The following is a 22,747-nucleotide window of genomic DNA, read 5'->3' as shown; positions in this document are numbered from 1 at the left end:
GTGTCGTCAGGGCGCGTGCACCAGGCTCAGCAGGTCGACGTCGACCCAGGCCGAGGCGCGCTCGTCGCGCGTGCCGGGCGCGGACCCGTCGACGGCGAACACGCCGCCGACGACCCCGACGAAGCCTCCGCCGCGACTCGGGCTGAGCGGAGCGAGGTCGACGGTGGCGACGACCGTGCCGAGCACCGTGCCGGGGCGCTCGCCGAGGCCGGGTTCATCGCGCGCATCCCGTTCGCCCGGCCCGTATCGGGCGATCGCGTCGAAGCCGTCGATCTCGAGGGCGAGCTCGACCGGCCCCTCGGGCGCGTCGGCGTGCCCGAGCAGGCGGTCCTCGCCGTCGACGTGGAGCACGAGCTCCACGACGCGCCCGCTCGCGCCCACCCGCACCCCGAAAGTCACGTGCCGACGCTCGGAGAGGCGCAGTGCGAGGCCGGCGAGCAGCCCGGAGGTCGCGGCATCCGGTGCCTCGATGACGGTCGACAGCGTGGCGGACGGCTGCTCCAACCGGAAGCCGGCGAAGGCGTGCGGGGCCACCTCGGCGAGGCTGCCCGAGACGGCGTGCAGGCGCAGGTGCCCCGGCCGCTCGCCGAGCTGCGCCCTGGATTTGCCCGGCGCGGTGCGCACGGTCAGCAGTTCGGGATGCAGCGACGGCCCGTCGAAGTCGTCGACGAGCGTGGTCGCACCGGAAGCCTGCGCGTCGGCCCACGGCACCTCGACCTCGTCGGCCCACGGCACCTCGACCTCGTCGGCCAGCCGTCCGGACCCCGGGGCGAACACGGGCCAGCCGTCTTCGAAGACGACGGGCACCAGCCAGGCCTCACGACCCTGCAGGGCGTCGGCGCGAGCGCCGTCGAGGGGGAGCCGCCTCGTCGCGAGCACCGTCGCCCACCAGCCGCCGCGTCCGTCGTCGACGAGGTCGGCGTGACCGACGTTGGCCACGCCCACGTCGCCGCCGAGATGGCGATGGGTGAGCAGCGGGTTCGCCCGCGACCCGGTGAAGGGCCCGGCCGGACTCGCGCCGCGCGCCGCGCTCACGGCATGGTGGCGCTCCGTTCCGCCCTCGCTGGCGAGCAGCAGCACCCCGTCGCCATCCCGGTAGAGGTGCGGTCCCTCGGCCCAGACGGCGCCCTCGACCGCGCCGTGCCAGACGACGTGCTCCTCGCCGACGAGCGACATCGTGGCGAGGTCGAGTTCGCGCACCCATACCTCGGTCTGCTCGGGCCAGTCGCCGGGATCGGCGAGCCGCGTGCCGCACCACCAGGCCCGCCCGTCGTCGTCGAAGAGGATCGACGGGTCGATGCCCGGGGCATCCTCGATCCAGGCCGGATCCGACCATGGCCCGGCCGGGTCCGTCGCGGTCAGCACGAAGCTGCCCTGCCGGCCCTCGCCGCCGACGAGGGTGCAGGCGACGAGGAATCGCCCGTCGTGGTGGCGGATCGTCGGCGCGAACAGGCCACCCGAGGCCGCCACCGTCGACAGGTCGAGCTGTTCCTCGCGATGCACCGCATGCCCCACGAGCTCCCACGAGACGAGATCGCGCGAGCGATGCACGGGCAGCCCGGGGAAGTACTCGAAGGTCGAGGTCACCACGAAGAACTCGTCGCCGACCCGGCAGATGCTCGGATCAGGATGGAACCCGGGCAGCACCGGGTTGCGCGCCGCGGTCACCGTGCGTCGGCTCCTGCCGGAACGACGGTCCAGGTCGGATGCAGCGCGCGGGTGTGGTCGACCACCCGCACCGGCCCCGTGAGCTCGACCGTCGCCTCGAGCGGCAGGTCGGCGCTCGACCTCCCGAAGCCGAGCACGAGCGTGCCGGGCTCGACGATGCGGAGCCCGTCGCGTCCGGTGAAGGCCGCGAGGTCCGCCGGCACCTCCACGTCGAGGTGCACGGATGCCCCGGGCTCGAGCTCGACGCGCCGGAATCCGATGAGCCGGCGCACCGGCCGCACGACCGAGGCCACCGGGTCGTGCAAGTAGAGCTGCACGATCTCGGCGCCCGCGCGGTCGCCGGTGTTCCGGACCGTCAGCGACATCCGCACCGCCCCCTCGGTGGTCGCCTCGCCCGACTCGACGAGCAGGTCGCTCCACGCGAACGAGGCGTATCCGATCCCGTGGCCGAACGGGTAGCGCGCGGTCGGGTCGATGTTCGAGACCTCGCTGCGGCGGGCCAGCGTCGACGCCAGGTACGTCGACGGCTGCGCGCCCGGCGTGGCCGGCACGCTGACGGGCAGGCGCCCGCTCGGGTTCACGCGGCCCGCGAGGATGGCCGCGAGCGCGCGGGTGCCCTCCTCGCCCGGGAAGAACGCCTGCACGATGCCGGCGGCGCGCTCGGGCGCCGTGCCGAGCACGTACGGTCGGCCGGCGAGCAGCGTGAGCACGGTCGGCGTGCCGGCATCGAGCACCGCCTCCAGCAGGGCGCCCTGCGCACCCGGCAGGTCGAGCGTCTCGGCGTCGCAGCCCTCGCCGCTCGTGCCCCGGCCGAACAGGCCGGCCCGGTCGCCGAGCGCGAGCACGACCACGTCGGCGGATGCCGCGAGCTCGACCGCTACCGCGATGCCGTCGGTCTCGCCGCCGTCGATCGACGTGCCCCGCGCCACGGTGATCTCGGCGTCGGGGAACTCGGCGCGCAGCGCCTCGACGAGGGTCGGCAGCTCGATGCCGAGTCCGCTCTTGGGGTGGTGCACGCCGACATGGGTCGGGAAGGCGTAGCAGCCGAGCACCGCGAGCGGGTCGTCGGCGGTCGGACCGACCACGGCGATCCGCCGGGGCGCGGCCAGCGGCAGGGTCCCGTCATTGCGGAGCAGCACGATCGCCTCCTCGGCGATGCGACGCGCGAGGGCGCGGTTCTCGACCGGGTCGAGGTCGACGGCGCCCTTCGACGCGGTGGCGGCCGCCGGCGCGGCAGGGTCGTCGAGCAGGCCGATCTCGACCTTCTGCACGAGCACGCGGAGGAGCGCTCGATCGATGACCTGCTCGTCGAGGCGACCGTCGGCGACGGCGCGCACGAGCGGTTCGCCGAACGCGTGCACCGTGGGCAGCTCCACGTCGATGCCCGCCTCGAGCGCTGCGGCGGCGGCATCGCCGAGGTCGCCGGCCGTGCCGTGCAGTGTCTGGAGGAAGGCGACCGAGAAGTAGTCGGCGACCACCGTGCCCTCGAAGCCCCAGGTCTCGCGCAGCAGGCCCGTGAGCAGCTCGCGGTCGGCGGCCGTGGGCACGCCGTCGAGATCGGTGTACGCGTTCATCACCGATCGCGGCTTCGCCTCGCGCACGACCATCTCGAACGGGGGCAGCAGCACGTCGGCGACCTCGCGGGCGCCGACCGACACGGGCGCCAGGTTGCGGCCCGCTCTCGACGCCGAGTACCCGACGAAGTGCTTGAGGGTCGCCACGATCCCGGATGCCTCGAGCCCGCGCACGTACGCGGTGCCGACGCTGCCCACCAGGTACGGGTCCTCGCCCATCGTCTCCTCGACGCGGCCCCATCGGGCGTCGCGCACGACGTCGAGCACGGGTGCCAGCCCCTGGTGCACGCCGACCGAGCGCATGTCGTCGCCGATGCGGCGCGACATCCGCTCGATGAGGTCGGGATCGAACGTCGCGGCCCACGACAGGGGCACCGGATAGGCGGTCGCGCCGTACGCCGCGAAGCCGGCGAGGCACTCCTCGTGCACGAGCGCCGGGATGCCGAAGCGGCTCGACGCGACGATGCGCTCCTGCAGCCGGGCGAGCGACTGCGCCCCGAGGGCCGGATCGACCGGCGCCGTGCCGAAGGCCCGCGTGATCTGCCCGAGCCCCTTGGGCAGCAGCGCGTCGAGGTCGACGTCGCCGCTCATCTCGTGCTGGTGCGGGGCGACGTCGTCGCCGTCGTCGGAGGCGCCGATCCAGATGCCGTACAGCTGGGCGATCTTCTCCTCGAGGGTGAGCTCGGCGATGAGGGCGGTCGCGCGCGCGGCGGCCGTCAGCGACAGGTCGCGCCACGGGGCATCCGCTGCGGCATCCGTCCTCGTGGTCGTCGTCGTGGCATCGGTCATCGGGGCATCCGTCGTCTCGGTCTCGGTCTCGGTCTCGGTCTCGGTCGTTGCATCCGTCGTGGGCTCGGTCATCCCTTGACCGCCCCGGTGAGGCCGCCGACGATGCGGCGTTCGAAGATGCTGAAGAAGATCAGCGCCGGGATCATCGACAACGAGGTGAAGGCGAGCACCTTCGCCGTGTCGACGGAGTACTGCGACGCGAACGCCTGCACGCCGAGCGGCAGCGTGAAGGCCGCCTCGTTGTTCAGGATGAACAGCGGCAGGATGTAGCTGTTCCAGCTCGCGATGAACGCGAGGATGCCGACCGTGATGACGCCGGGCAGGGCCAGGGGCAGCACCATCCGCCAGAAGAAGCCGAGGCGCGAGCATCCGTCGATCGAGGCGGCCTCCTCGATCTCGTCGGGGATCGCCCGGAGGAACGGCACGAGGATGATGATCGTCGTCGGCAGCGCGAACGCGATCTGCGGCAGGATGATGCCGCCGAGCGAGTTCATCAGGCCGAGGTTGCGCACCACGAGGTAGAGCGGCGTGATGGCGACCGTCATCGGGAACATGAGCCCGGCCGCGAACACTGCGTAGAGCAGCCCGCGGGCCTTGAAGCGGTAGCGCGCGAGCACGTAGCTGGCCATGAGGCCGAGCGCGACGACGCCCACGGTCGTGACGACCGCGGCGACCGTCGAATTCAGCACCTCGCCCCAGAACGTGGTGCTCACGAGCACGTCGGCGTAGTTCGTGAACACCCACGGTGCGGGCAGCGCCGAGGGGTCGGTCGTGATCTGGGAGTTCGTGCGGAAGCCGCCGATGATGATGTACGCGATCGGGGCGAGCATCAGGGCGATGACGATGAAGCCCACGAAGTAGATGGTGGGGCTGCCCCAGGGGAGCCGGCCGTTGCGGGGCCGGCGGGCCCGGGGGATGGCGATGGTCGAGGCGGTCAACGCTCGCTCCGTTCGGTGAGGGCGCCCGCCGTGTCGCGGCGGAGCACGAAGCGCTGGTAGACGAGGGCGACGACGAGCGAGATGAGGAAGAGCACCACGGCGACGGCGTTGCCGTAGCCGTAGTTGCCGGCGTTGCGGCCGTTCGCGACCATGTACGTCGCCATCGTCGAGGTGCCCGCCGTCGAGGCGACGTACTGCCCCCAGATGATGTAGACGAGGTCGAACAGCTGCAGCGAACCGATGATCGACAGGAACGCCCAGATGCGCAGGGTCGGGCCGAGCAGCGGCAGCGTGATGCGACGCTGGATCTGCCAGTAGGAGGCGCCGTCGATCTGGGCCGCCTCGGTGAGCTCCTGGGGGATGCCCTGGAGGCCGGCGAGGAAGAGGATCACGGCGAAGCCGATGTACTTCCAGGTGATGATGCCGAGCAGGGTCCACATGGCGATGCCGGGATCGGCGAGCCAGTCCTGGGTGAAGGCGCCGAGGCCCACCTTCTCGAGGAGGCCGTTCAGCGCGCCCTCGCTCTGGAGCATGAGGCTCCAGCCCGTGCCCACCACGACCTCGGCGATCACGTACGGCACGAAGATGAGCACGCGGATCGCGGACTGGCCGCGCATCGGGCGGTTCAGGAGCAGGGCGAGCAGGAGCGCGGCGGGTCCCTGCAGCACGAGCGACATGACGACGATGATCGCGTTGTGCGCGACCGCCTCGTGGAACGAGGGGTCCTGGAAGATCGTGACGTAGTTCTGCAGGCCGATGAAGTCGGTGGGCGGTCCGAAGCCCTTCCACCGGAAGAAGCCGTAGTAGCCGGCCATGACGACAGGGAAGATGACGAAGGCGAGGAAGACGAGGAGCGCCGGGCCCACGAGCACGGCGATCTCGAACGTCTTGAGGAGGTCTCGACGGGGGCGACGTCGGGCGCCGGGCGACGTCGCGACGACCCGGCCGGCGGCCGGAGACGGCGTGCCGCCTCCGGCCGTGACGTCGTCCGCGTCGACTCGTCCCTCGGCGGGAGAGTTGGTGCGAACGCTCATGATGTTCTCGGCCTCAGCCCTTCTTGATCGCGTCGTCGACCGCGTCGACGATGCCCTGGGGCGAGCCCTTGCCGGCGAGCAGGTCCACGACGCCCACGTTCAGGGCGTTGCCGACGTTCTGGCCGAGGAGCGTGTCGAGCCAGACCGAGACGTACGGAGCCTCGTTGACGGACGCGAGCACCTCCTGCAGGGCAGGGTCGGTCACGACGCCCTGGGCGTCCTTGTTGGCCGGGAGCGTGACGAAGGCGTTCGCGTAGCCCTCCTGGTATTCCTTCTGCGAGGCGAACTCGAGGAACTCGCCGCACTCCTTCGGAGCCTCGACGTAGCACGAGAAGCCGTCGACGCCGCCCATCATCGCGCCGGCCTCGCCGTCACCGCCGTCGACGGCCGGGAACGGGAACCAGCCGAGGTCGGCCAGGGGCTTCTCGTCGGGCGTGAGCGAGGCGATCACTCCGGGGTCCCAGGCGCCCATGAGCTCCATCGCGGCCTTGTGGTTCGCGACGAGGCCGGCGGAGGAGCCGGCGCCCTGCTGCGCGGTGGTGGTGAGGAAGCCCTGGTTGAACGGCTCGATGCCCGCGAAGTCCTCGAGGTCCTCGCCGGCGCGCAGCCAGCACTCGTCGGAGAAGCTCGGGTCTTCGGTGAGGCCGGTGATCACGTCCTGGCCGCACTCGCGGAGCGCGAAGAAGTAGAACCAGTGCGCGGCCGGCCAGGCGTCCTTCGCGCCGAGCGCGATGGGGTCGATGCCGGCGGCCTTGAGCTTGTCGACGGCGTCGCCCAGTTCGTCGAAGGTGGTCGGCGTCTCGGTGATGCCGGCCTGCTCGAACAGGTCCTTGCTGTAGTAGATGCCGCCGGGCAGCACCGAGGACGGGACGCCGTAGAGCTTGTCGTCGACCGTGAACGCCGAGAGGGCGCCCTCGCCGAGGGCGGTCTTCGTCTCGTCGGAGAGCGCGGAGCTGAGGTCCTGCGCCTGGCCGGCCTCGACGACGGCCGCGAGCTTGCCGCCGCCGCGGGCCATGAAGATGTCGGGAGCGTCGCCCGAGTTGAGGGCGGTCTGGAGCTTGCCGTCCATGTCCTCGTTCTGGATGGCCTGGATGTCGATGGTCACGCCCGGGTTCGCCTCCTCGAAGGCGGCCGCGGTCGCCTCCCAATAGGCCTTGCCGTCACCCGTGGTGGAGTTGTGCCAGAACGTGAGGGACACGTCCCCGTCGCTGGACTCCCCGCCGCCGGCGCTGCATCCTGCCAACGCCCCGACGGCCAGTGCTGCTGCGGCGCTGATGGCGGTGAACCTGCCGATGCGTCGTCTGTTCATCATTGAACCTCTCGAAAGTTTCGGCCTCAACGCCGAAAGTGATCTGGACATCGGAACTCTAGCCCGGAGGGGATTTGCCGTCAAGAGCAACAAATAGCGCGCGCCGTCTGTTCGGGGCCCGACCGGGAACATAGAGTGTCCCCGTGGCAGACCGACCCGGCACGTTCGACGGCGTGCATCGTCGAAACCTCTCGAAACTTCTCGTGCTCGCGCACCTCGAGGGGCCGCTGTCGCGCGCCCGCCTCACGGCCGAGACCGGCCTGAACCGCTCGACCGTCGCCTCGCTCGCCGCCGAGCTCACCGAGCTCGGCCTCGTCGAGGAACGCGCGCCCGACCCGACGAACCGCGTCGGCCGGCCCTCGCCCGTGGTCGCGGCGCACCCGTCGGTGCTGGCCGTCGCGGTCAACCCCGAGGTCGACGCCGTGACCGTGGCCGCGGTCGGGCTGAACGCCCGCATCGTGGTGCGCGAACGCCTCGAGGTCGACCACCTCGTCACGCCCGAGGAGACCGCCGAGCTCGTGGCCGGCATCCTCGACCGGTGGCGGGCGACCCGGCTCGGCGACGCCCGCCTCGTCGGCGTCGGACTCGCCGTCCCCGGGCAGGTGCGTTCCGACGACGGGCTCGTGCGCTGGGCACCCCACCTCGAATGGACGGATGCCCCGGTGCGCGCGCTCGTCGAGGTCGCGACCGGACTGCCCGCCGGCGTGGCGAACGACGCGAGCCTCGGAGCACGTGCCGAGCACCTCTTCGGTGCCGGCCGCGGGGTCGACGACCTCGTCTACCTCAACGGCGGCGCGAGCGGCATCGGCGGCGGGCTCGTCGTGGGCGGGCGGCTCGTCGGCGGCAAAGGAGGCTACGCGGGGGAGTTCGGCCAGAACCGGCCGGGCATCGCCAGGCTCGACGACCGCCGGGCGCCCGCCGGCGTGCTCGAGGACGAGGTGAGCCGCGCCCGACTGCTCGAGGTGGTCGGCCTCGCGCACGCCGACGAGCCGACGCTGGCCGCCGCGCTCGCCGCATCCGGCGCCCCCGAGGTCGCCGAGGAGCTGGCCAGGCAGCAGCGCATCCTCGCGACGGCGCTCGGCAACGCGATCAACGTGCTGAACCCCTCGCTCATCGTGCTCGGCGGGTTCCTCGCCACCCTCGCGACGCACGACCAGGCGTCGCTCGAGGCCCTCGTCTCGGCCCAGTCGCTGCCCGTGGCATCCGAGGACCTCGACATCAGGGTCGCGGAGCTCGGCGAGAACCGGCTGCTCATCGGCGCCGCGGAGCTCGCGTTCGCGGGGCTGCTGGCGGACCCGCTCGCGGACTGAACCCGCTCCCGGATCGACCGGGGCCGGCCTCAGCCGCCCTGCGGCGAGAACGACCTGCGGAAGATCGCCCAGGCGCGCTCGGCGAGCGGGCGTCGCTCCGCGGCATCCGCCCGGGAGAGCAGGTCGGTGAGCATGGTGATCGCGAGCAGCACCTCGTCGTCGGCGACGCGGTCGTCGATGCGGCCGGCCGCGCGTTCGCGGGCCACGACGGTGCCGACGATGCCGGCGAGCCGCGTGGTCAGGTGGGCGACCCGCTCCTCGTGCTGGTGCTGCCAGATCAGGTCGATGAGCGCCGTCGACACGGCGGCGAGGTCGATGATGTCGTCGATCAGGGTGTCGAGCGTCGTCTCGGATGACGCGACGGATGCCTCGAGCACGTCGAAGTTCTCGTCGAAGACGGCCAGCGCGAGGTCGACCTTGTCGGGGAAGTGGCGGTAGAGGCTGCCCTGGCCGACGCCGGCGCGCTTGGCCACGGCGTTGTACGGCGCCTGCAGGCCGGATTCGGCGAAGATCTCGCGCGCCGCGGCGATGAGCGCGCGCCGATTGCCGGGACCGGCGCCGGGGCCGCGGTTGACCTTGGCGTCGGAGCCGTCGGTCGCATCGGTCGCATCGGCCGCGGGTGCGTCGGGCGCGTGCGGTGCGCCGGGCTCGCCGGGCGCGTCGGCGCCCTCGTGAGTGCCGCTCGTCCGCTCGCTCTTCCCCGCATCTGACACGGGTGTTAGCGTACAACCGAGTAACCGGACAATGGTGTCCGGTCGGAGGAGGAACAATGACGCAATCCTGGGATCGCGAGGTCGACGTCCTGGTCGCCGGAACCGGTGCGGCGGGCATGACCGCGGCCATCACCGCGGCCGATCGCGGGCTGTCCGTGCTCGTCGTCGAGAGCACCGAGCGCTGGGGCGGCACCACGATGCGCAGCGGCGGGGGGCTGTGGATGCCGAACAACCCGATCATGCGACGCACGGGCATCGCCGACTCGCGCGAGGAGGCGCTGACCTACCTCGAGTCGGCGATCGGACCGAGCGAGTCGATCGGGCCGGCGAGCTCGCCCGAGCGGCGTGCGGCGTTCGTGGACACCATCCCCGAGCTCGTGACCCGGCTCGAGCAGCTGGGCGTGCGGTGGGCGGTCGCGAAGGACTACCCCGACTACTACCCCGACCGGCCGGGCGGCAAGATCGGGCGCGGCATCGAGTCCAAGCCGTTCGACGCGAAGCGGCTCGGCGACTGGCGCGAGACCTCGCGCACGGGCGATTCGATCCCGGCGCCCATGCAGACCGACGACGTGTGGCTGCTCATGCGTGCGTGGTCCTCGTTCTCGGGCTTCTTCCGTGGCGCGAGGTTCGTGTTCCGCACGCTCGGCGGCCTGATGACCGGCAAGAAGCTCTACGGCTTCGGCGGCGGGCTCATGCTGCAGCTCGGCGCCATCGCGAAGCAGCAGGGCGTCGAGCTCCTCCTGAGCAGCCCGCTCACCGAACTGGTGAAGGACGAGCGCGGGCGCGTGGTCGGGGCCGTCGTCTCGACGCCCGCCGGCGTGCAGCGCATCCGGGCGCGTCGGGGCGTCATCCTCGGCGCGGGCGGCTTCGCCGCGAACACCGCCTGGCGGCAGAAGTACCACGGCATCCCGGGGTACACCTCGGCCGCCGAGGGCGACCTCGGCACGGCCATCGAGGCGGGGGTCGCGGCCGGCGCCGACGTCGCGCTCATGGACGACGCCTGGTGGGGCGCCTCGGTGCCGATCCCGGGCAAGCAGGCGCAGTTCGTGCTGAACGAGCGCTCCGACCCGTTCAGCCTCGTCGTCGACCAGTCGGGTCGGCGCTACCTCAACGAGTCCGAGAGCTACATCGACTTCGGGCACCACCTGCTCGAGCGCGACCCCATCTCGCCCGCGAACCCGTCGTGGCTCGTCGTCGAGCGCCGCCACCGTCAGCGCTACATGTTCGGCGCGCTGCTCATGGGCGGCAAGGACCTCGTCGAGCAGGGGGTGGTGGTCAAGGCCGACACGCTGGGTGAGCTGGCCGAGAAGATGGGCGTCGACAAGGCGACCTTCCTCGCCACCATCGACCGCTTCAACGGGTTCGCCCGAACCGGCGTCGACGTCGACTTCGGCCGCGGCCGCACCGCCTACGACCGCTACTACAGCGACCCGTGGGTGAAGCCGAACCCGAACCTCGGCGCGCTCGAGAAGGGGCCGTTCACCGCGGTGCAGCTCGTGCCCGGCGACCTCGGCACGAAGGGCGGGCTCCTCACCGACGAGCACGCCCGCGTGATCGACGTCGACGGCGAGGTCATCGAGGGGCTCTACGCCGCGGGCAACACGACCGCGTCGGTCATGGGGCGCACCTACCCCGGTCCCGGGTCGACCATCGGGCCGGCCGCCGTCTTCGGCTACCTCGCGGCGGTGCACGCGGCGTCGTCTCCGGCCTCGTCCCCGGCCGAGGCCTCGGCACAGGCCGGCTCCGCCGAGGAGGCGCGCACCGCGTAGCACGCGCGGTCACCGAACGAACCGAGGGCGGATGCCGCGACGCCGGGTCGTGACATCCGCCCCTCGCGTCGGCGCGAGATCAAAACCGAGCGTGATTCGGACTTGCTTCGGGGTGGGGGGTCCCGGCTACAATCGAAGACAGTCGAATCGATTCGAGCCGCGCGAGGCCCGAACGCACCACGGCGGCGTCCCACGGGGCGCCGCCTTCCTGTCTCCCGGCGTCCGAGGGCGTGCGCCGCCGCACTCGAGCACGCCTGGAACACGCATGTCTGCAACCGCCTCCATCCCCATCATCCGCCCCGACGACTACTCGGCGCCGACCCACCCGGGCGACCTCCTCAGTCGTCGCCAGCGACTCGTCTACGTGCTCGTGCTCGGTGCGCTCACCGCGCTCGGCCCGTTCACGGTCGACCTCTACCTGCCCGCGTTCCCCGTGCTGCAGGACGAGCTCGGCGTCTCGGCCGCGGCCGTGCAGCTCACCCTCACGGGCACCATGATCGGGTTCGGCTTCGGCCAGCTCATCGTCGGCCCGTGGAGCGACAAGGTGGGCCGCCGCCTGCCCCTGATCCTCTCGACGCTCCTGCACATCGCGGCATCCGTCGGCGCGGCGTTCGCCCCCGACATCGTCTGGCTCAGCGTCTTCCGCCTGCTGCAGGGCTTCGGTGCCGCGGCCGGCGGCGTCGTCGCGATGGCGATGGTGCGCGACCTGTTCGGCGGCAAGCCGCTCGTGCGCATGCTCTCGCGGCTCGCGCTCGTCAACGGCCTCGCGCCGGTGCTCGCGCCCGTCATCGGTTCGCAGCTGCTGAACGTCATGGACTGGCGCGGCATCTTCGTCGTGCTCGCGATCTACGGCGTCGTCGTGGTGCTCGCGGTCGCGTTCCTCATCATCGAGACCCTTCCCGAGTCGCGCCGGCACGTCGCCGGGCACTCGACGCTCCGCGACCGCTACGCCGCGCTCTTCCGCGACCGCGTCTACCTCGGCGCCGCGATCATCGGCGGCATGACCTTCACCGGGCTCTTCGGATACCTCTCGACCTCGTCGTTCCTCTTCCAGGAGGTGTACGCGTTCAGCGCCCAGCAGTACGGCCTGCTCTTCGCCGTGAACTCCGTCGGCGTGATCGTCGGCGTGCAGGTGAGCTCCCGGCTCATGCGCGGGAGCGTCGCGCCGCAGTGGATCCTCTCGATCACCACGCTCGTGCACCTCGCCATGGCCATCGCGATCATGGTGCTCGACTCGTCGGGCGCAGGGTTCTGGGGCACGGCGATCCCGCTGTGGATCTACATCCTCGCGTGCGGGTTCTCGTTCCCGGCCGTGCAGGTGCTCGCGCTCGCGCACCACGGCGCCGAGGCCGGCACCGCGGCATCCCTGCTGGGTGCGCTGAACTTCGGGCTCGCCGGGCTCATCTCGCCGCTCATCGGCCTCATGGGCGTGGGCAGCGCCGTGCCGATGGCGATCGTGCAGACGGCGGCCGCCGTGGTCGCGGTCGCCGCGCTCTGGCTGCTCGTGCGCCCGCGCACGGTGCCGCCGCTCAGCGACTGACGCGGCATCCGCCCGCCGGCATCCGCCTGCCGGCATCCGCCTGCCCGCATCCGCCTGCCCGTCGCGGCGAACGCCGTCGCAGGAACACCGTTGTCACGCAGGAACACCGTTCGAACGGTGTTCTCGTGCGACAACGGTGTTCCCGCGTGCCAACCGCGTCGCCCTGAGGCGAATCGCTGGTTTGCATTGTTCTAGTTGTTCATAGAACAATGTACATGTGATCATTCGCATCGACCCGGCATCCGGCAGCCCCATCTTCGAGCAGGTGGCGCGCGCCGTGCGGTCCGAGGTGCTCGCCGGCCGGCTCTCCGGGGGAGACCGCCTCCCGGCCGCCCGCGAGCTCGCGGCCTCGCTCGAGGTGAACACCCACACCGTGCTGCACGCGTACCAGACGCTGCGCGACGAGGGGTTCATCGAGCTGCGTCGCGGCCGCGGTGCGATCGTCACGCAGGTCGCCCCGAACCTCGACGACGTGCGGCGACTCGCCGCCGAGCTCGCCGAGGTCTCCCGAGCGCACGGGCTCGCGCCCGACACGGTGCTCGCACTCGTCCGAGAGGAACTCGCCCGATGAACAGCCCCCGCCCCGCGGCATCCGCAGCCGTGCCGGTCGACGACGTCGCGCGTGCGCGGCGCGATCGCCGTCTCCTCCTGGCCGTCGTCATCTGGGTACCGCTCGCGATCATCGCCGCAGGCGCCCTCGTGCTCGTCGCGTGGCTGCCGCGACTTCCCGACGAGATCATCACGCACTGGGGCGTCGACGGACCCGATGGCGTCATGCCCCCGCTCGGGTTCCTGGGCTTCTACGTCGGCATCTCGCTGCTCGTCGTCGGAGCCATCGCGGCCGCCGTCTACGGCGGCGGGGCTCGCGGCCGGCGACCCGGCGAAGGCGGTCGAGCGGATGCCGCGGGCACGACGTCGGCCGGATCGGTGCGACCGACCGCCGTGGCCGCCCCGGCCGTCACCACGGCGCTGACGCTCATCATGCTCTCGCTCACGGGACTCCAGCTCGACGGCCGCTCGCCCACCGACGCGGCCGTGTGGCTCATCGTCATCGCGGGCCTCGGGATCGGCGCGACCGTCGGCCTGCTCGCCTGGATCCTGCTGCCCGAGCCGCCGCCCGCGACGACCCCGGCGGCGACACCCGCCCTCGCACTCGGTCGCGGCGAGAAGGTCGTCTGGACGTCGACGGCCCGCGCACCCTGGCCCGTGTGGGCGCTGATCGGCCTCGTCGTGCTCCTCTGCACCGTGCCCGTCGTGATCGCGCCCGAGACCGGATGGATCATCGCCCTCGTGCTGGTGATCGCCGTCGCGGTGCTCGCCACCACGGCGGCGGTGCGGGTCACCGTCGACGGCGACGGGCTCTCGGTGCGGGCGGCGCTCGGGTTCCGGCTGGCGCACGTCCGGGTCGACGAGGTCGTCTCGGCTGCCGCGGTCGACGTGTCGGCGGCGGAGTTCGGCGGCTGGGGCTTCCGGTTCGACGCGGCCGGACGCCGGGGCGTCATCATCCGCTCGGGCCCGGCGATCGAGGTCGCACGGCGCGATGCGAAGCCGTTCGTCGTCACGGTGGCGGATGCCGCGACCGGCGCCGCGCTGCTGAACGGGCTCGTCGCCCGGGACGCCGGCGCCGCCGCGTCCGACTGACATCGCGGGCGGCTCGACGCCGACGGATGCCGCGTGCCGGGGCCGCGGCATCCGCCCGTGGCATCCGCCCGTGGCGTCCGCCCGCCGCATCCGCCCGTGGCGTCCGCCCGCCGCATCCGCCCGAACGTCGCGCCGGCGGAATCCCGCTGTCGCGCCGGAGTCCCGTTCGATCCGGACTCCACCGCGACCGCGGGATTCCCGCGCGCGGGGAGCGCGGGTTCGGTTGCACGCGCGTGCCGCCGCCGCGGCATCCGTCGCCATCGATAGCGTGGGCACATGGCCGAAGCCGACGACGTCGAGGACACGACCGCGAGCACGCGTGACGCTGCGCCGACCGCGCCGCAACGCGCCGCGAGCGTGCGCCGCATGCGCCGACGCGCGCCCCTGATCGGCGGCATCGCGGCGGTGGTGACCGCGACGCTGCTCGGACTCGTGATCGCCCTGCGCAACGGGAACCTGCCGCTCGCCGTCGACGAGGAGTGGGCCGAGGAGGTGCTGGAGGTCCACGGGCCTCTCGGCGACCTCTTCGCGCTCTTCATGAACACGCTCGGCGGGGGAGTGGTCGGCGTGCTCGTCGTGCCCCTGGTGTTCGTCGGGATCCTGCTGGCGATGCGCCGGCCGTGGGCGGCGCTCTACTTCGCGGTGGTGTCGGCCGCGAGCGCGCTCGTCGTGCAGCTGCTGAAGGAGCTCGTCGGCCGGCCGCGCCCCGAGGACATGATGGTCACGAGCGACTACGGCTCATTCCCGTCGGGGCATGTGGCGAACGCGGCGACCATCGCGGTGGCGCTCGGCGTGATCTTCCCGCGCGTGTGGGTCTGGGTCGCCGGGGCCGCGTACACGGTGCTCATGGCCATCAGCCGCACCTACCTGGGCGTGCACTGGCTCTCGGACACGATCGGCGGCGCGCTCGTGGGCGCCGGTGTCGCCCTCGTGCTGTGGGCGGCGTTCGCGGTACCGCTCGAGCGCGAGCGACTCGCCCGCGTGGCGAGGATCTCCGAACGGAACGCCGCGTTCGCGCAGGCGCACGTCACCCCGCCGCGGGGTCGATGAGCCGCTGCGCCATCCTCGGACTACAACGTTGTAGAGTACCCGCAGGAACCCAGGAGGCGACATGTCCGTGACGTTGCACGATGTGGCGCGCGTGGCCGGCGTGTCGATCAAGACGGTGTCGAACGTCATCAACGCGTACCCGCACATCCGGCCCGCGACCAAGGCGCGCGTCGAGGCGGCCATCGCCGAGCTCGGGTACACGCCGAATCTCACGGCGCGCAGCCTCCGGTCGGGGCGCAGTGGCGCGATCGCGCTGGCGGTGCCCGACCTCGGGCTGAGCTACTTCGCGGAGCTCGCGGCATCCGTCATCGAAGCCGCCGAGGCGGCCGGCCTCGTCGTGCTCGTGGAGCAGACCGGCGGCGATCGCGATCGCGAGCTCGAGCTCCTCCGCAGTCCGCGGCTGAAGATGACCGACGGGCTCATCTTCAGCGCGCTCGGCATGGGCGAGGCGGATGTCGCGAGCCTGAACGTCGACTACCCGGTGGTGCTGCTCGGCGAGCGCATCTTCGGCGGCCCGACCGACCACGTGACGATGCGCAACGTCGAGGCCGCGCGCGCGGCGACCGAGTTCCTCATCGCATCCGGACGACGTCGCATCGCCGTGGTCGGGGCGCACGAGGGCGAGGTGGTGGGCTCCGCGGCGCTGCGCCTGCAGGGCTACCTCGAGGCGCTCGAGGCGCACGGCATCGCCTACGACGAGTCCCTGATCGGCTACACGACGCTCTGGCACCGCTCGAACGGCGCGCGCTCGATGACGGAGCTGCTCGATCGCGGTTCCGAGTTCGACGCGGTGTTCGGCCTGAACGACACCCTGGCGCTCGGCGCGATGCGCGTGCTCCAGGTGGCCGGTCGCCACGTGCCCGAGGATGTCGCGGTCATGGGCTTCGACGACCTCGACGAGGCGGGGTACTCGATCCCGTCGCTGACGACCGTCGACCCGGGGCGGGAGTGGATCGCCCGCACCGCGGTCTCGACGCTCGTGGAGCGCATCGCGCGCGGCGCCGACGTGGGGCCCGTGCAGTTGCGGCTCGCCGACTTCCGCATCGTCGAGCGCGAGTCGGCGCTCGTCGACGACGCGGCCTGACCTCGGGCGAGGGCGGCTCCGGGCAGCTCCGGGCGGTGCCCGGGCGATGCCCGGGCACCGCCCGGACGGTGCCGGATCGCTGTCGCGGTGGTGGTGGATGCGCCGTGCGGGGCGCTGCCGGATGCTCGTTCCGGTGCGCGCCGGACCCGTGTCCCGATCGACTTGACAGCACGCCGACCCTTGGGCATCATGGCTTTTACAACGTTTACTTTACAACGTTGTACAAGCCTGCGAGGCAGGCGCACCAAAGACAGAGTTGTCCACCGCAACAGAAAGAGCACCGCACGATGAAGAGCAAGCTCATCGCCGTCGGCGGCACGGTCGCCGTCGCGGCTGCAGCCCTCACCGGCTGCAGCGCAGGAGATTCCTCCGCCACGGAATGCACGAACAAGATCGTGAACGCCGACGCCACGCAGGTCAGCGTCTGGGCCTGGTACCCGGCCTTCGAAGAGGTCGTCGACCTGTTCAACGAGAACCACGACGACGTCCAGATCTGCTGGACCAACGCCGGCCAGGGCAACGACGAGTACACCAAGTTCTCGACCGCCCTCGAGGCGGGCTCGGGCGCTCCCGACGTCATCATGCTGGAGTCCGAGGTGCTCTCGAGCTTCTCGATCCGCGACGGCCTCGTCGACCTCACCGAGTTCGGCGCGAACGACGTCAAGGGCGACTACACCGAGGGCGCCTGGAAGGACGTCTCGAGCGGCGACGCGGTCTACGCGATCCCGGTCGACGGCGGCCCCATGGGCATGCTCTACCGACAGGACATCCTCGACCAGTACGGCATCGCCGCACCCACCACGTGGGACGAGTTCGCCGCCGCCGCGCAGGCGCTGAAGGACGCGGGCGCCCCCGGCGTGCTGGCCGACTTCCCGACCAACGGCCGCGCCTACAACCAGGCGCTCTTCGCCCAGGCCGGTTCGGTGCCGTTCGAGTACGACAACGCGAACCCCACCGAGATCGGCATCGACGTCAACGACGAGGGCTCGAAGAAGGTCAACGCCTTCTGGAACGACCTCGTCGAGAAGGGCCTCGTCGCCACCGACGACGCGTTCACGGCCGACTACAACACGAAGCTCGTCGACGGCAGCTACGCCATCTACGTCGCCGCGGCCTGGGGCCCCGGCTACCTCGGCGGCCTCTCGGATGCCGACAGCGACGCCGTGTGGCGCGCCGCTCCGGTTCCCCAGTGGGACGCCGCGAACCCCGTGCAGATCAACTGGGGCGGGTCCACGTTCGCCGTGACCAGCCAGGCGAAGGACAAGGAGGCCGCGGCCGTCGTGGCCAAGGAGGTCTTCGGCACCGAGGAGGCGTGGAAGATCGGCATCGAAGAGGCCGCCCTGTTCCCGCTCTGGAAGCCGATCCTCGAATCCGACTACTTCCGCGACCTGGAGTACCCGTTCTTCGGTGGCCAGCAGATCAACAAGGACGTCTTCCTCGAGGCGGCCGCCGGCTACACGGGCTTCACCTTCAGCCCGTTCCAGAACTACGCCTACGACCAGCTCACCGAGGAGCTCTACGCGATGGTGCAGGGTGAGAAGGGCTCCGACCAGGCGCTCGACGACCTGCAGGCCTCGCTCGAGGCGTATGCCGGCGAGCAGGGCTTCACCCTGAAGTAGCACGACCTCCCGCTCCGGCGTCGACGCGCCGGAGCGGGATCCACCCTCGGCGACGCGGGCGCGGCGCAGCCCGCCGCGCCCCGTCACCACCCCGCGATCCCGCGCGGACCCACGACCCTCGATGTGGAGAAGACTGCAATGACCACGCACGCGAGCACGGCCCCCGGGTCCGCTGCAGCTGCGGCATCCGTCGATGTCAGGCAGCCGCGCAGACCCCGCGGCTCCCGACTCGAGCAACGCCGCCAACGCTGGGGATGGCTGTTCGTCAGCCCCTTCCTCGCCGTCTTCGCCCTGTTCCTGGTGTTCCCGCTCTTCTACGCGTTCGGCATGAGCCTGTTCACGTCGACGCTCGCGACCGGCACCAAGTTCACGGGCATGGACAACTACCTCAAGGCGTTCACCGACCCGCTCTTCCTCGAGGGCCTGGCTCGCGTCGCCGCGTTCGCGATCGTCATGATCCCGGCCCAGCTGCTCATCGCGCTGGCGGCGGCCCTCGTGCTCGACACGCTCACCTCGTGGATCTCCAAGCTCTCGCGACTGCTGATCTTCGTGCCGTACGCCATCCCGGTCGTCATCGGCGCGCTCATGTGGAGCTTCCTCTACAGCCCGAAGTTCGGCCCGAGCTCGACGATCTTCAGCGTCGTCGGACTCCCGACCCCCGACTTCCTCGCCTCCGACACGGTGTTCGGCAGCCTCGTGAACATCGTCACCTGGCAGTGGTCCGGCTACTACATGGTCGTCATCTACGCGGCGCTGCGCTCGATCGACCCGTCGATCTACGAGGCCGCCCGCATCGACGGCGCCAACGGTTGGCAGACGGCCACGCGCATCAAGCTCCCCATGATCTCGTCGTCGATGGTCATGGTGATCACCTTCGCGCTCATCGGCACGCTCCAGTTCTTCACCGAACCGGTGGTGCTGCGCAACATCGCGCAGGGCGCCATCGACGCGGCCTACACGCCGAACATGTACGCGTACTCGCTGGCCTTCTCGTACAGCCAGTTCAACTACGCCTCGGCGATCGCGTTCTCGCTCGGAGCCCTCGTGTTCGCCGGGTCGTACATCTTCCTCTTCCTCACCCGCAAGCAGAGCGGACTCAAGTGATGGCCATCTTCGCCAACGACACCGCCCCGAAGGACGCGCTCACCACGGTCACGGGCGTTCCCGACCACGCCTTCCGCGGGCCGCGAGGCAACCGCCGCTCGGGCGGCCGACGCATCGGCGCGCACGTGTTCCTCATCATCCTCGCGATCTACTTCATCGTGCCGATCTGGTGGCTCTTCGTCGCCTCGACGAAGGACACGGCCGGCCTCTTCGGCAGCCCGGCGTTCTGGTTCGACGGCAACTTCGCGTTCTTCTCGAACGTGGCCGAGTTGTTCACGCACCAGGGCGGCATCTACTGGCGCTGGCTCGCGAACTCGTTCCTCTACGCCTTCGCCGGCGGCATCGGGGCGACCATCCTCGCGATCCTCGCCGGCTACGGCTTCGCGAAGTACCGCTTCCGCGGCCGCAACGGCGTATTCGGCGTCATCCTCGGCTCGGTGATGGTGCCGCTCACGGCGCTCGTGATCCCGACGTTCATGCTGCTCAGCCAGTACGGCATCATCAACACGCCGTGGGCCGTCATCCTGCCCTCGCTCCTCAGCCCGTTCGGCGTCTACCTGATGCGCGTGTACACGCAGGACGCCGTGCCCGACGAGATGCTCGAGGCCGCCCGCATCGACGGCGCGGGCGAGATCCGCACCTTCTTCCAGGTCGCACTGCCGATGCTGAAGCCCGCCATCGTGACGGTGCTGCTGCTCTCGGTCGTCGGCACGTGGAACAACTTCTTCCTGCCGCTCGCCGTGCTGACCGACCCGCAGCTGCTGCCGGTCACCGTCGGCCTGAACCGCTGGACCGCGCTCTCGAACGCGGGCGCCGGCGGCGAGCAGGTCTGGAACCTCATCACCTCGGGCTCGTTCATCTCGGTGATCCCGCTCGTGCTGTCGTTCCTGTTCCTGCAGCGCTACTGGCAGGGCGGCCTGGCCATCGGCTCGATCAAGTAGCCACGGCCGCACGGCCCGGCCGCACGATGCCGGGCCCGCCCGACCTCCGACTCACTCCGATTCCAGACCTCCTCGACACAGACCTCGACTCGCCGACCTTTCGAGTCTCCGACCTGAAATGAGCATCATGACTTCCGCACGCCTCACCGTCGACCCGCACTTCGCGGTCGGCCGCATCGACCGCCGCGTCTTCGGCGGGTTCGTCGAGCACCTCGGCCGGCACGTCTACGACGGCATCTACGAGCCCGGCCACGAGCAGGCGGATGCCGAGGGCTTCCGCTCCGACGTCATCGAGCTCGTGAAGGAGCTCGGCGTCTCGACCATCCGCTACCCGGGCGGCAACTTCGTCTCGGGCTTCCGCTGGGAGGACTCGGTCGGTCCGCGCGAGAAGCGCCCCCGCCGGCTCGACCTCGCCTGGCACTCGACCGAGACGAACGAGGTCGGCCTGCACGAGTTCCAGGGCTGGCTCGACAAGGTCGGCAGCGACCTCATGCTCGCGGTGAACCTCGGCACGCGCGGCACGCTCGAGGCGCTCGACCTGCTCGAGTACTCGAACATCGCGGGCGGCACCGCGCTCTCGCAGCGCCGCATCGACAACGGCCGCACCGACGCGTTCGGCGTGAAGATGTGGTGCCTCGGCAACGAGATGGACGGCCCGTGGCAGCTCGGCCACCGCTCGGCCGACGACTACGGCAAGATCGCCTCGCAGACCGCGAAGGCCATGCGCCAGCTCGACCCCTCGGTCGAGCTCGTCGTCTGCGGTTCGTCGAGCGCGCACATGCCGACGTTCGGCGAGTGGGAGCGCGTCGTGCTCACGCACGCCTACGAGGACGTCGACTACATCTCCTGCCACGCCTACTACGAGGAGCGCGACGGCGACCTCGACTCGTTCCTCGCCTCGGCGGTCGACATGGACCACTTCATCGACTCGGTCGTCGCGACGGCCGACCACGTCAAGGCCGTCAACGGCAGCTCGAAGACCATCAACATCTCGTTCGACGAGTGGAACGTCTGGTACATCGAGCGGTTCCACGGCGTCGACAAGATCGAGGGCATCGACAACTGGCCGGTCGCCCCGCGCCTGCTCGAGGACGTCTACTCCGTCGCCGACGCGGTCGTGTTCGGCAACCTCATGATCTCGCTGCTGAAGCACTCCGACCGGGTCACGAGCGCCTCGCTTGCACAGCTCGTCAACGTGATCGCCCCGATTATGACCGAGCCGGGCGGCATCGCCTGGCGCCAGACGACGTTCTTCCCGTTCTCGATCACCTCGCGCCTCGCGCAGGGCGAGGCGCTCGAGCTGAAGCTCGATGCGCCGACGTACTCGACGAAGGCCTACGGCGAGGTCCCACTCGTCGACGCCGTCGCCACGCACGACGCCGAGACCGGCCGCTCGGCCGTGTTCCTCGTGAACCGCTCGCAGACCGAGGCGCTCACCGTGACGGTCGACATCTCGGGCCTCGGCGAGGTGTCGGTGCTCGAGTCGCACACCCTGACCGATGACGACGTGTACGCGAAGAACACGCTCGAGCAGCCCGAGCGGGTCGCTCCGAGCGCGAACGAGTCGATCGCGATCGACGGCGGCGAGCTCACGATCACCCTGCCGCCGGTGTCGTGGTCGGCCGTCTCGCTCGGCTGAGCGCGGCTCGGATGCGCACGACCGCACGCAAGGTCGCGGCGGCGCTGCTCGCGGCGGGTCTCCTCGGAGGCCTCGCCGCGTGCAGCGCCACTGACGGCGTGTGGGAGGCATCCGGCGACCTCTCGACCCACGACCCCGCGCTCGCACGCGACGACGACGGCACGTGGTGGGTCTACTCGACCGGCAACGGCACCGTCGCCGACGGCAACATCCAGATCCGCTCCTCGGCCGACGGCACGGCGTGGCGGTACGAGGGCGAGGTCTGGGACGAGAAGCCCGAGTGGCTGACCGACGCCGTGAAGGGCGTCGACAACCTCTGGGCGCCCGAGCTCATCGAGCACGACGGCACCTGGTACCTCTACTACTCGGCCTCGCGGTTCGGCAAGAACTCCTCGCTCATCGCGGTCGCGACGAACACCACGCTCGACCCCGACGACCCCGACTACGAGTGGGTCGACGGCGGTGCGGTCATCGAGTCGACCACCGCCGACGACTTCAACGCGATCGATCCCGGTGTCGTCGTCGACGAGCAGGGCACGCCGTGGATGGCGTTCGGCTCCTTCTGGAGCGGCATCCGCATGGTCGAGCTCTCGTGGCCGACCGGGCTGCGCGCCGACGACGCGGAGCCGATGCGCATCGCCGACCGCGGCACTCCGCCGAACGCGATCGAGGCGCCCTACCTCGTCGAGCACGACGGCGACTGGTTCCTCTTCGTGTCGCGGGACGCCTGCTGCCAGGGTGCGAAGAGCACGTACAACATCGCGGTGGGGCGAGCGGATGCCGCGACCGGCCCGTTCGTCGACCGTGACGGCGTGCCCCTGCTCGAGGACGGCGGCACGCCCGTGCTGGCCACCGACGGCGCGCGCGTCGGGCCGGGCGGACAGTCCGTGGCCGATGGCGTGCTGGCCTTCCACTACTACGACGCCGACGCGGGCGGGGCGTTCCGTCTCGCACTCGCGACGATCGACTGGGACGACGAGGGCTGGCCCGTCGTACGGTGGTGAGGCGGCCCCGCTGCACTGCGG

At 71.1% G+C, this 22,747-nt stretch carries 18 protein-coding genes; 12 read left to right on the top strand and 6 right to left on the bottom strand.

From position 1 onward, the window contains the following. Positions 1-6: 6 nt before the first annotated feature. From ACR3IO_RS05535 to ACR3IO_RS05515, 5 genes are all read right to left on the bottom strand, one after another. Positions 7-1,668 carry a family 43 glycosylhydrolase gene (locus ACR3IO_RS05535; protein ID WP_434070171.1) on the bottom strand — a complete coding sequence of 554 codons (1,662 nt, stop codon included), beginning with the start codon at positions 1,666-1,668 and terminating at the stop codon, positions 7-9. Beyond that, positions 1,665-4,031, bottom strand: a complete 2,367-nt coding sequence (locus ACR3IO_RS05530; RefSeq protein WP_434070568.1) for a beta-glucosidase family protein — start codon at positions 4,029-4,031, stop codon at positions 1,665-1,667. Before ACR3IO_RS05530 ends, ACR3IO_RS05535 begins: the two co-directional genes overlap by 4 nt. Before the next feature lie 68 nt (positions 4,032-4,099). Then, entirely contained in the window at positions 4,100-4,969 is an 870-nt protein-coding gene (locus ACR3IO_RS05525) for a carbohydrate ABC transporter permease (RefSeq protein ID WP_434070170.1), read from the bottom strand. Beyond that, positions 4,966-6,003 (bottom strand): carbohydrate ABC transporter permease, encoded by a 1,038-nt coding sequence (locus tag ACR3IO_RS05520; protein ID WP_434070169.1) that lies wholly within the window; start codon positions 6,001-6,003, stop codon positions 4,966-4,968. Before ACR3IO_RS05520 ends, ACR3IO_RS05525 begins: the two co-directional genes overlap by 4 nt. 13 nt (positions 6,004-6,016) lie before the next feature. Continuing rightward, on the bottom strand, positions 6,017-7,312 hold the full coding sequence (locus tag ACR3IO_RS05515; RefSeq protein WP_434070168.1) for an extracellular solute-binding protein: 1,296 nt from the start codon (positions 7,310-7,312) through the stop codon (positions 6,017-6,019). Positions 7,313-7,455: 143 nt separating this feature from the next. Here ACR3IO_RS05515 and ACR3IO_RS05510 point away from each other — a divergent pair, with 143 nt between their 5' ends. Beyond that, a complete protein-coding gene (locus tag ACR3IO_RS05510) occupies positions 7,456-8,622 on the top strand; it encodes an ROK family transcriptional regulator (RefSeq protein WP_434070167.1) in 1,167 nt (388 codons plus the stop codon). Positions 8,623-8,651: 29 nt separating this feature from the next. Here the strand turns inward: ACR3IO_RS05510 and ACR3IO_RS05505 are convergent, their stop codons facing one another. Continuing rightward, complete coding sequence (locus ACR3IO_RS05505; RefSeq protein ID WP_434070166.1) at positions 8,652-9,335, bottom strand: TetR/AcrR family transcriptional regulator; 684 nt, start codon at positions 9,333-9,335, stop codon at positions 8,652-8,654. 56 nt (positions 9,336-9,391) lie between these two features. On the opposite strand from ACR3IO_RS05505, the gene ACR3IO_RS05500 reads away from it, so the two are divergent. The 11 genes from ACR3IO_RS05500 to ACR3IO_RS05450 all read left to right on the top strand — a co-directional run bounded on the left by ACR3IO_RS05500 (position 9,392) and on the right by ACR3IO_RS05450 (position 22,726). Next, a complete protein-coding gene (locus ACR3IO_RS05500) occupies positions 9,392-11,104 on the top strand; it encodes an FAD-dependent oxidoreductase (protein ID WP_434070165.1) in 1,713 nt (570 codons plus the stop codon). Positions 11,105-11,369: 265 nt separating this feature from the next. Next, entirely contained in the window at positions 11,370-12,644 is a 1,275-nt protein-coding gene (locus ACR3IO_RS05495) for a multidrug effflux MFS transporter (protein WP_434070164.1), read from the top strand. A 217-nt stretch (positions 12,645-12,861) separates the two neighbouring features. Then, positions 12,862-13,215: a GntR family transcriptional regulator gene (locus ACR3IO_RS05490; RefSeq protein ID WP_434070163.1), complete on the top strand. Its 354-nt coding sequence runs from the start codon at positions 12,862-12,864 to the stop codon at positions 13,213-13,215. Further along, positions 13,212-14,285 (top strand): hypothetical protein, encoded by a 1,074-nt coding sequence (locus ACR3IO_RS05485; RefSeq protein ID WP_434070162.1) that lies wholly within the window; start codon positions 13,212-13,214, stop codon positions 14,283-14,285. Before ACR3IO_RS05490 ends, ACR3IO_RS05485 begins: the two co-directional genes overlap by 4 nt. Before the next feature lie 276 nt (positions 14,286-14,561). Continuing rightward, positions 14,562-15,335, top strand: coding sequence for a phosphatase PAP2 family protein (locus ACR3IO_RS05480; RefSeq protein WP_434070161.1), 774 nt, complete (start codon positions 14,562-14,564; stop codon positions 15,333-15,335). A gap of 61 nt (positions 15,336-15,396) precedes the next feature. Beyond that, the gene (locus ACR3IO_RS05475) at positions 15,397-16,419 is read left to right on the top strand and encodes a LacI family DNA-binding transcriptional regulator (protein WP_434070160.1); all 1,023 of its coding nucleotides are present in this window, start codon (positions 15,397-15,399) and stop codon (positions 16,417-16,419) included. Positions 16,420-16,706: 287 nt separating this feature from the next. Then, positions 16,707-18,038, top strand: a complete 1,332-nt coding sequence (locus ACR3IO_RS05470; RefSeq protein WP_434070159.1) for an ABC transporter substrate-binding protein — start codon at positions 16,707-16,709, stop codon at positions 18,036-18,038. 138 nt (positions 18,039-18,176) lie between these two features. Beyond that, positions 18,177-19,142, top strand: a complete 966-nt coding sequence (locus tag ACR3IO_RS05465) for a carbohydrate ABC transporter permease (RefSeq protein WP_434070158.1) — start codon at positions 18,177-18,179, stop codon at positions 19,140-19,142. Next, positions 19,142-20,083 carry a carbohydrate ABC transporter permease gene (locus ACR3IO_RS05460; RefSeq protein WP_434070157.1) on the top strand — a complete coding sequence of 314 codons (942 nt, stop codon included), beginning with the start codon at positions 19,142-19,144 and terminating at the stop codon, positions 20,081-20,083. The genes ACR3IO_RS05465 and ACR3IO_RS05460 overlap by 1 nt, the downstream gene beginning before the upstream one ends. A 127-nt stretch (positions 20,084-20,210) precedes the next feature. After that, positions 20,211-21,722 carry an alpha-N-arabinofuranosidase gene (locus tag ACR3IO_RS05455; RefSeq protein ID WP_434070156.1) on the top strand — a complete coding sequence of 504 codons (1,512 nt, stop codon included), beginning with the start codon at positions 20,211-20,213 and terminating at the stop codon, positions 21,720-21,722. Between the two features lie 11 nt (positions 21,723-21,733). Then, positions 21,734-22,726, top strand: a complete 993-nt coding sequence (locus ACR3IO_RS05450) for an arabinan endo-1,5-alpha-L-arabinosidase (RefSeq protein ID WP_434070155.1) — start codon at positions 21,734-21,736, stop codon at positions 22,724-22,726. Positions 22,727-22,747 lie beyond the last annotated feature (21 nt).

The organism is Agromyces sp. Marseille-Q5079 (genome assembly GCF_051016555.1).
Classification (GTDB): Bacteria; Actinomycetota; Actinomycetes; order Actinomycetales; family Microbacteriaceae; genus Agromyces.
The sequence above is the reverse complement of the archived record's forward strand: the minus strand, read 5'-3'. Positions and strand labels throughout refer to the sequence as shown.